The following is a 10,963-nucleotide window of genomic DNA, read 5'->3' as shown; positions in this document are numbered from 1 at the left end:
TAGTTTATTGGTATTTATTAAATTATACGAAAGGCCTTATTTTTTTAAAGTATTTTAATATAAAATTACACATTAATACAAAGTATTTTGCCGAGACTCTTGAGGGAGCAGGACAGGCTGAAGCTGTCCCCTAAGAAAGCGAGCCAACAATACGAAGTATTGTAAATAAAGAAGCCAGTAAATGAATTTATGAAAACTCATTTACTGGCTATTTTGCTAGGAATTATGTCCCAACCGCTTTTTTTAGTAGTATATGAAGTCTTCTGCTATCTTTCTAGTCTAGTAAACAAAAATATAAATAAGCTTTTTTAATAAGGGCCTATTTTTTTAATGACATATTAATTCTATTAATGAATTGTTCATGTTCAATTTCATTCGCATAATCCTTTTGTAATTGTAACCTGGTGTGATATGCTTTACTGCTATTAGCCATTTTTTTCAAAATTACTGTCAAGTTATTAATGTCTTTTTTCATAACAATATTTTCAGTGGCTGTAAACATACGATTATGTGCTTCATCATGGGTTGCAAAGATCACCATATCATTTTCAAATGCTCTGCTGACTGCATCCAATAGCTCATTACCTTTATTGTTATCGAGATAAATATCACATTGTTGATATAATGATTCAATTGTTTCTTCGTCTGCCACTGGATACAATCGAATATTATCAAATTTCACTAATTCTAATAATTTATTAGACATTTCTGTAATAGCCGCTATATGAAACTGATAGTTGCTATTATTTTTCACTAATTCTTCAATACAAGACAATTGGTCTGAATTTGTTAAAGTTAATATGTTTCTACTAAACTGGTTTTGTTTTCGATAATCATAAAGGTAACCACCTCTATATACTTTATCTCGTTCACTATCATCAAGTCTTTGGCATATTGTTAGATATTCAATACTATCAGGTATCATTACAGAATAATTTCTCTTTAGATATTCATCAAACATAAGTTTCATATTTCCAGGTACGTTACCATGGCTGTTTTCTTGCCAAACGAGAATTCCTTTTCCAATTGTATCCATTCTATATAACGCGATAAAAGGCATCGCTAGTGAATTAAAGATAACTACACTTAAATCTACATTTAGTTGTTTTAAGTAATATATGATAAATGATTCATGAGACTTGAAAAAGTGTGTCTCATTTTTCCAATTTAATACATAGTCCCCAGTCACATAATTTTCATAGATAATTTCTTTGCCTAGACGATCAAAGTACTTTTTCATTATAGCTTTACCAGTCAAATCATAGATAGTCTCAGCAAATTTAAACCCATTTTTATTATAGAAATCAACTGTGCGTAATCGTTGCTTGTTATCCAACCACTCAACTCGACTTACAATACGAGTTTTGAAATTAGGTTGATAGAAAATTTTACCTCTAACTTCCCCTAAATTTTTTATTTCACCCATATCATTTGTACCTGTAATTTCCCAGTAAGTTGGCACCTCTACTTCATTAAAGAATAAAGGCTTATCACTTGGATTAATTGGATTTTGAGCAAAAAATTGATAAGGAGAGGTAACATCATCTGGTAAAAAACCATCATCCTCTAAACAAATTGTCAAATGTTGATATCCTGCAAGTTTCAATGAACGATGTAATAATTGTGAGTTAAAATGATAATTATCAAATATATTAATCATGTAGCACCTCTTTAATTAGCATATCCCATTTTTCTACTATTTTCTGAGTTAAAAATTCACTAGCAATTTCATATGATATGCTTTCTGGATGTTTGGGTCCATTTTTAAAATATTTCACAATATATGAAGCTAGTTCATTAATCTTTTCTTCTTCATCTGCAGATTCTACATTTTCAGACATAAGATATCCATTTTCACTATTACGAATAAATGTTGGATTACCATAATTCACATTAAATCCAATCATTCCTAAGCCAGAACCTACTGCCTCCATTAATGTCAAACCGAAACCTTCACTTTGTGAAGCAGACACAAATAATTCATACTTTGAATAAACGTTCTGCAAATTAACATGGCCCTTTAATGTAATATAGTCTTGTGCATTATTTTCATAAACAATTTGTTCTATTTTATCTTTTTCTCCACCTTGACCATATATATCAAACGTTAATTTAGGAATCTCTTTTTTGGCTTTCACAACTGCTTTAGCAATCCAGTATACATGTTTCTCTTTAGCCAATCGTGATGCCGTTATCATTGAATATGGTTGTCTTTTTTTCTCTGGATGAATGAGTTTATTTAAGCTACCGACAGGAATTGTTCTAATTAATGGATTATCATGAGTATACTTAGAAAAATGTTGACTTAAAATACGATTTTGTAAATCGGTCGCAGTAATAAAGAAGTCCACAAATTTTGCATTTCTAAATTGATATTCATAGTAGTTATTCCACAATATATTATCGCCATCAGTGGCATTATTACTAAAGTGTTCTGCATGAACTACCACACCTAATTTGCTAGCACCTTTATTTTGTAATACTGCTTGGCCAATTTTTGTAGCTCTATCTAGGATCACGATATCTCTATTTGATAAATTTAATTTATTCATGAAATATGCAACAAATTCTGCTTTACTATAGAGTTGTGCATCATCAAAGACAAAGACACTTTCTTTATCATCTATATATTCCTTATATGCAATTGTTCCATCTTCATTGTAAAACTGTCTCATATATATCTTGGCATAATTTTGATAAGGGGCATAATATTCAGAAAAAACTCTTGTATAACTAAAGAAATCTTTTCTTATTAGATAGCCTTCAAGGACAAACTCCACTCTATCTACATAATTTTTATCTGGATTTTTCATATAGCACGTTGCAAATGAACTTTTATCATCATCGAAATACAATCTTTTGATTTTACCGTTATCCTCTATTTGAGTAATTTCGTTACCGATTTCACCCATTAAATCATCTAAAGTATATGTTGTTGGTGCAATTTTTATATTACTAAAATATTGATATAACCAAATTACTTCATCATCTTTAAAACCTAAGTTATCAGTCAATGTTTGGATATTTTCAGAAGATATGAAATCTAAAAAAATAAATTTTACATTTCTATCCAACTGTCTCAACAATTTAGCTCTATATGCTTGTGCATATTCAATACCACTACTTGCCCAACCTATTCCAAAATTTATATTATATACAGTCATCGTATCCCTCCTCTTGTTTTATGGGAAATAAATCATAAGATCTCCATGTTTATCAAACGTTATAATACTTAAACATAAATTTCTTATAATATTTCTCTTTAATGTAATTGTCATATCTTCATATGACTCTAATGCAACTTTATGATATTCATATATGGCATTTCTTTGACCATTTTGGCGATTATTAACACTAGCTTTTAGTTGCTGAAGATAATCGACTTGTTCAATCCATGCTATATCGATTGCTTTGATAATTGATTTTTGAATGAAACGTAATATGAAATATGGGTCTGCTGCTTTCTTTTGATTATCCCCAAATTGCTGCATAAAATGTTGTATTAAAAAATTAACAATTGATTCTTGGTTATATACATCTATTTTTTCATTATTTGTTTCAAAATTGAAAGATAAGTTTTTATAAACATAATTAATTACACCTTTTTCATCATTTATATTAAAAATTTTTAAATCTTTTCTAAAAACATCTTTTGCCAATTGCTTATAATCAAATTGGTTTTTGTTAACCATATCTAAAATAAGATTTCTTTCTTTATAAATTAAATCTCTTTGTACGCTTATACTTTTTTCAAATTCATTAGCCATTTCACGTTGAACAATTGAAGTCTCTTCTGAAACAGTTTGTGCTTTATTTACAATGTTTTTTACTCTCAATTGGAAAACTTTACTATTTTCTAAAGTTTCACTACTAGTTTGATTTAACTTGTCGTTCTCTAGAAGTTTAGATTGGCTCCACTTTTTAACAATGTAATCATCTAATGATACAAATATTTGAGATACACCAGGGTCACCTTGCCGACCAGCACGTCCTCTTAGCTGCCTATCTACACGACTATTTTCCATGTGTTCATTAATAATTACTGCTAAGCCACCAATTTCATGAACACCTTGTGCCAATTTAATATCTGTACCACGTCCTGCCATACTAGTAGCCACAGTAACTGCTGCTCTATTGCCTGCTTCTGCAATCATTTGAGCTTCTTTAGAAACATTTTGAGCAATTAATAGATTATTAGGTATATCTAATTGAAATAGATTAGTCGAAAAATATTCAGCTGCTTCTGCAGTTCTAGTTATTAAAAGAACTGGTTGACCTTTTTTGTTTTTTTCAACTACAGTATCAATGATAGCTTGATTTTTTTCTTCCATGTTCGCGAATACTCTATCTTCCAAATCTTGTCTCTGAATAGGTTTGTCTGTGGGAATCTCAACTACAATTTTCGAATATAACTCAAAAAATTCTTTTTCTCCTTGTTTGCCTGTACCAGTCATTCCAGCAAATTTGTCAAAGAGTTTAAATAGGTTTTGGAATGTAATTGTAGCCATCACACTCTTATCAATAGATAATTCAACATCTTCCTTAGCTTCAATTGCTTGGTGCAAACCTGACTGTAATTTCGTACCTGGAAGCATTCGCCCTGTAATCCTATCTATTAACACAATCTCTCCATTTGATACAAAATAATCTAAATTGTAATCAAATAGATATTTTGCTCTCAATGATAAATTGATAATACGAACCAAATCAAAATTACTTTCATCATATAAATGGTGCACTTTAAAATAGTCATTTGCTTTATCAATACCTTGTTTTTTTAGCCAAATTTCTTTTTTATTTTTATTTAGTTTAAAATGTTGACCATCTTTAAGTGTATGTATAAATTCTTTTACAATATCAAATAAATTAGATTGTAATCGTGGTGCCCCGGATATAACGAGTGGTGTTTGTGCTGCATCTAAAATGATTGAATCAACTTCATCTAAAATTGCAAACTGTAATTCAGGTAAAAATTTAGTTCGCTTGTGATCTGCTAAATTATCTGTAAGATAATCAAAGCCCAAACGACCATTTGTAGTATAAATGATGTCATGTGCATATAGTTTTTGCTTTTCACCAGCTTCATATTCATAGTCTGGAATGTCTATAAATCCCAATGATGCAGTTAAGCCTAACCATTCATATAATGGTTTCATTTCCATGCAATCTCTTTTGGCTAAGTAATCATTAGTCGTAATTAAAAATGCTCTTTTACCTGTTAATGCATTTAAATATAAGGGCATCGTTGCAGTTAGCGTTTTTCCTTCTCCGGTCTGCATTTCTGCTATATTTCCCTGATGCATTACTATAGCTCCTAGTACCTGCACATCTTTGGGGTACATACCTAATACACGATAGGCAGATTCTCTTACCACGGCATATGCTTCTGGCAAAATTTGATCTAATGTTTCTTTAGATTCCATTATTCTCTTTTTAAATTCTTGAGTTTTTGCTTTTAATTCTTCATCAGTATATTCAGAAAAAACATGACTCATGTTATTGATACTATTTAATGTTTTCTTTAGTTTTTTTAACCGCATTTTATTAATAGTATTCTCAAATTTACCTGTCATTTGGACACCTCTTTCTGAATTTTATACTATATTGTGTCTGATTTTATCAATTGTTTCACTAATATCAGTTGGTATAGTTGAATGACATTTCTCTATATGTTGGTCTTCAATAATAATTCGGTAAAATTGTAAATGCTGAAATCCAGCATTCATTAATTCAATCTTATAAGAATAGGCATCTTTTGGATATTCAAACTCACTATCATCATCTTCGATAATCATAGTTTTAATTTTTTCACCATTCTTTTTATATAAAACAATTTTAAAATACACTGATTTTTCAGGGATGACATCATAATCAAACTTAATTTTATAATTGCTCCCTTTTTTCAATAGCGGTAATGAAGGCACTTGTTTATTGGTTGTATAACTTGATAGCATGTTCCATTCATGTATCACCATTCCTGAGGGCATCAAAGAATTGTCCATGCTGACAAAATTGTTATTAAATTTTAGCTTAGATCCATACATAAAAGTACTTTTATGTACCTTTTTCCAGGTGATATCAAATCGCTTATTTTGGTTCATATTACTCTCTCCCGAAGTAATTATTTAAAATAATATGATAAAAGTTTACAAACCAACTGGTTATCGTTGCCGAGTCATCATTATGCCTACCAGGCACGCCTCGTGTCATGATATGCGTTTTGGATTCTCCTAGCACAGACATTAAATCATCAAAGGCTATATCATCATAATCATCATTTTGCATATATGCGATAGCAAAAGTTGTATTTTCAAATTCATTTTGCTTAAATTTTTCCCAAAAACGCTTATTCAAATGATTGATATTTTCCTTACTAAATGTGCCTTCTTGTGACATCAAAATGTCTAGTGCTGTTCCAAAATCATTGGGTCGTTTTAGTTTCATATTTTCAGCAATTCTACCAATATTCACTAATGGCTTACCAACAATCACAGCTCTCGGGTTTAATTGTGCACTATAGTATAATGCGCCAAATGACCCCATCGACAATCCAGATAATATCAAATCATCTTCTTTAAAATTTAAATATTCCAATGTTTCTTTAATAACTTTTTTTATGCTATTTTCATAGGTTTCAGATCCAAGATAGAAGGATCCACCTTCGATTCTAGGATCCCCAATAAGTAGAAATGGAGCATCTAGACTATTCATCATAAAATACCCTTCAAACCCTTCTAATGAACGATAACCACTAAAATATACATTTAATGGAGGCTTTAAATCGCCAGGATTGAAATAGTGTATATACTCTTCGCCATTTTCATCGTTGTAACGTTGACCACCCATTATAAATTGGCCCATCTCTGCACGAGACCACCTTTTATGGATTGCCCTAAGATGTACAACACCTGTTCCCTTTGCTTTTACTACTATAGAAATGTTTGCATCATAAGATCTTGGCATCAATTCCAAAGGCTGTTTTAAATCATCCTTTGTCAGGGTAATAACATCTTTCGTATGTTCTAATGAGCCAAATGGGATTAATCTAATTATATATTGGACATCAACATTTCCCTCTACAAAAAATTCTGGCCATAACTGTACCATCATATTCTTATCGTAAACTAAGTTTTGGTTCCAGCTAACAATTGGCGTATACGACTCTCCAAAATTTCCAGACAAAACGAGTTCCTTGTTACCAAAGTACTCAAATTCTCCTTCAAAATTAGGATTTACCTCCCCTTTAATTGGTGAGACTTTATCTCCGTATTGTTTAGTAAAAGCGCCCGCTTTTAATTTATGATGCAACTCATCTGTTGATTTATAAAATAATGGTTTAATAAATTTATATTTTACTCGAGAATCATTTTCGAATTGAAAATCCCAGTAGTTTTCATCTACATAAATCGTATATGGTTCTCCCACTATTTCAATAACTTTCATCAATTCTTGAGAATATGTTGTTTGAATAAATACTAAATCAAAGGAACCAATGTCATCTATTAAATTTTCAATTGCTTCTTCATAACCACTTTCAAATGTAAATAGTATTGGATCAAGATAATCGTTGTACACGTTTTTTTTATCATGGAAAATAGGTTCTAAATCTTCTCCACCGATTTGCAATATGTTAAATTTTCTAGCCATATAACTCTCCTTTTATCAAACGGTCCACTTCTCTTATTATCTTAGTCGAACTAAATTCATCTACTAATTTTATGGAAGATGCATAAGAATAATTCCAGTTTTTCAAACTTAGTAAGAAGTAATCTAACGCCTGTATCATATTAGATGAACTTGGTATTATTAATCCGTTTACATTAGATGTCACATAATCCGTTTCTATCATATTAATTTGAGGTACTCCTGCACTGATTGCGCTAATTTGCAGATATAAATCTGGTTCATCACCCAAATCTATAACTACTCTTAATTGTGACATTGCTCTAATTAAGTCTTCTTCAAATAAGACCGATTCAATTTTAATTATTTTTATAAATTCCATTTCTTCTTCTAACACATCAGCCATTTCTTCACTTAAAGTTCTTTGTTCTTCATTATATAATTCATTTTTTTCTTTTACTATGTCTGATAACCATTTTGGTGTTTTACTTGTTATATCTTTCATTAAAATAGTAACTCTATAGTTTTCTTTATTTTTAATATAACTATATAACTGATCTATTACAGGTTCTACTACATCTCTTGATAAATTATCTATCCAAAAACCAATATGCACATCATATAACTGAGAACTTATATTTGGAATTTTTTCAGTATCAAAGGGTGTAATTCTAGACATTTTCATGTCAATTGAATTGTTATTAACAATAAGACTACATTCTCTTTCATTTTCTTTTGTGTCAACTAAACAACTTTTTGCTGGTTGCATGGATTGAATTAAATGTGGCGTTATTTCTCTATTTCTATTTGAAAATAGAGAAAAACATAATTGATTTGCTTCAAAATAACGTGTAATTAACTGATTGTGTCTTTCATCGGAAGCAGCAATAAAATCATCTGATTGTGTTATTTGATCTTTATAAAATTTTTCAACAATCTCTTCTATTATTTCCAACATATTTAAATATTTACTATGGTCTAATAAATCTTTAACTGGGTTATTAACTAATACTTCTCCTGTTATTAAATTCTCAGTTAGAATATTTTCCCCCAATACATTTAAATAAATTTGTTCAACCTCAGTATCATTTTCATATTTAATAATTGAAGATATAAACCCTCTATCGTCAAATATCATCTTTTGTTGTTGCAATCCATTTTCATATTCATGTATATGAAGTACATATCCCTCTTGATTAAACGTAATTTGAGAATACATATTTTCACCTATAATTGTTTCTACCATAAATGGCGAATATACAAACTCTGTATCTTTAGGCCAATTCAAATCTAAATAATCAATAGCTCTAGGTAATGTGTTTGGAGCACTTTGTAACACATCAAAAACAGACCAATAATCACTTTCAAATAAATCATGTCTATGTAAAAACAACCTTAAATTAGGTGAATAATTTAATACTAGTAACTTATATTCATAACCATTTTTCTTATGCATAGACATTAAGCTAATCATGTCATCAAACTCTGTTTTATCCGGCTTATAATAGAAGGGAAGAGTATTGTCTTTCCACAATTTTTGCCCACTATACCACGCTGGTATAAAATATCTCATTGAAAATTCCTCCCTAATATTTGTCTAATATGCTTTTATATCTATCAAAATAAGAATAGGCCCTTAATGTTTCAGTTATACTTATACCAATATAAATCAACATAATAAGTTGTATTGAAAAATATATTTCTTTTGAAAGCTCTGGAACCAATAATGAACAATATAAGGGCACTGCTAAAATCAATGTAACTGTAATTGAACCAAACCAGCAAATTCTTCTCGCTTTTTTATTTAAATATCGCTCAGTTTCTTTACCAGGGCTAATACCTACAAAGTAATTTCCATTTTTTAAAAATTCTTTAGATTTCCTTTTAGTATTGATTAAAAATCTAGATAGTAAGTATCCAAAACTGATTTGTATTACAATATATACTGTAATACCTACAGGATTATCAAATCCGAAAATGTCTACATTCATTTCCTTATTCAAAAGTAATTTTCCAATTAAGTTAATAACACTATTTAACAATAGAAACAAAGATAAACTTATCATTATAGATATACTTCCTGCTGGATTTAATTTCCAAGCAATATATGAATGTGAAGTTTGTGTAGACATATTCATTATATCTTTATAATGAAGTCGATACTCTGATAATTCTATGTAGAGAAGTGTTAGCACCGCTATAACTAGTAATCCGATCACAATAAATAATGTTGCTGTTACATTTATACTAGACAATTGTTGATGAAATAAAGATTTTATTAAACTCATTAATACAATTGGCATTGGTCCTCCAATGCCATAAGTAGTATTTTGGTCAGCTAACCAGACTAATAGTAATGTCCCTGTTAATAAAACTAATACAAGTAACAGAATATTTGTGTTCTGTATTATATTATTCTGAACATAGGTATGGATAACATAGTATGCTTGTATCGTTGCTATGAGTAATGTTAATAGTCTTTCCTTTATTTGTTTTTCTGAACGAGTCTGCTTAATAACATTATCTACATCTCTATAGTTGAATAGCATGATACTAATCATTGCTGTTAACCACGGTCCTAATCCCAGTGAAAATACGTTCAATGAACTTAAATCTCCACCGACATTTGAAACAGCTAATTTAAAAAAGCTATCATGACTGGTTTTAATTGATTCATTACCAATGATAGAAATATTACTTCCAAATATGTATATAAAAAGAACGAACATTGTAAAAATAATCCTTTTGTGTAAAATCTTAAAATCTTTATTTCTTAACATTTTTTCCACCTAAAATTCTTATTTAATATGAGTGCAAAGAGGCTAAAACATAGTTGATTTACTATCACGTAAACTCAATATTATGTCTTAGCCTCTTTGTTTTACTTCATATTATCATAGATTAAAATCTATAATTATTTTTTATCTTCTTTGTTTTTACGTGATTTTTTCACTAAACCTAATCCAGCAAGTAATGAGAGAACAGCTCCCATTAATACGTTTGTATTATTAGTATCATTTCTGTTACCAGTTTCAGGAAGTTCTTTGGTCTCGTCACTGTTATCTTTGTGATCTGATTGTTGAGCTACATTAGATGAGTTTGTACTTTCACCATTTGATGCACTGTTAGAAGTTGCATTTGAAGTGATATTTGACTCACTTGTAGATGCACTCATTGAGTTTGAATCAGACACGCTTGTGCTTGTTGACACTGAGTCTGATGCACTTACTGATGCTGAGTCGCTCGCACTTGTTGATGCTGAATCAGATGCACTCACTGACGCTGAATCTGATGCGCTTACTGATCCTGAGTCAGATGCACTCATTGAGTTTGAATCAGA

General features: G+C 30.0%; 8 protein-coding genes. All 8 read right to left on the bottom strand.

The features are described from left to right. Positions 1-319: 319 nt before the first annotated feature. Positions 320-1,660: an accessory Sec system glycosylation chaperone GtfB gene (gene gtfB, locus HMPREF2897_RS07430; RefSeq protein WP_002446822.1), complete on the bottom strand. Its 1,341-nt coding sequence runs from the start codon at positions 1,658-1,660 to the stop codon at positions 320-322. Continuing rightward, positions 1,653-3,164, bottom strand: coding sequence for an accessory Sec system glycosyltransferase GtfA (gene gtfA, locus HMPREF2897_RS07425; protein ID WP_002446821.1), 1,512 nt, complete (start codon positions 3,162-3,164; stop codon positions 1,653-1,655). Before gtfA ends, gtfB begins: the two co-directional genes overlap by 8 nt. 18 nt (positions 3,165-3,182) lie before the next feature. Continuing rightward, on the bottom strand, positions 3,183-5,573 hold the full coding sequence (secA2, locus tag HMPREF2897_RS07420) for an accessory Sec system translocase SecA2 (protein WP_070592863.1): 2,391 nt from the start codon (positions 5,571-5,573) through the stop codon (positions 3,183-3,185). 21 nt (positions 5,574-5,594) lie between these two features. Next, positions 5,595-6,101 (bottom strand): accessory Sec system protein Asp3, encoded by a 507-nt coding sequence (asp3, locus tag HMPREF2897_RS07415; protein WP_002446819.1) that lies wholly within the window; start codon positions 6,099-6,101, stop codon positions 5,595-5,597. 1 nt (position 6,102) lies between these two features. Further along, positions 6,103-7,647, bottom strand: a complete 1,545-nt coding sequence (asp2, locus tag HMPREF2897_RS07410; RefSeq protein ID WP_002446818.1) for an accessory Sec system protein Asp2 — start codon at positions 7,645-7,647, stop codon at positions 6,103-6,105. Continuing rightward, entirely contained in the window at positions 7,640-9,196 is a 1,557-nt protein-coding gene (gene asp1 / locus HMPREF2897_RS07405; RefSeq protein ID WP_002446817.1) for an accessory Sec system protein Asp1, read from the bottom strand. The genes asp2 and asp1 overlap by 8 nt, the downstream gene beginning before the upstream one ends. Before the next feature lie 13 nt (positions 9,197-9,209). After that, entirely contained in the window at positions 9,210-10,403 is a 1,194-nt protein-coding gene (gene secY2, locus HMPREF2897_RS07400; RefSeq protein WP_002496239.1) for an accessory Sec system protein translocase subunit SecY2, read from the bottom strand. A 134-nt stretch (positions 10,404-10,537) separates the two neighbouring features. Continuing rightward, the coding region (locus HMPREF2897_RS12960; protein WP_176744856.1) for an LPXTG cell wall anchor domain-containing protein at positions 10,538-10,963 on the bottom strand (426 nt) is incomplete at its 5' end.

The sequence above is a fragment of the Staphylococcus sp. HMSC065D05 genome (genome assembly GCF_001813195.1).
GTDB lineage: Bacteria > Bacillota > Bacilli > Staphylococcales > Staphylococcaceae > Staphylococcus > Staphylococcus epidermidis.
This window is presented reverse-complemented; position numbering and strand designations above follow the sequence as displayed.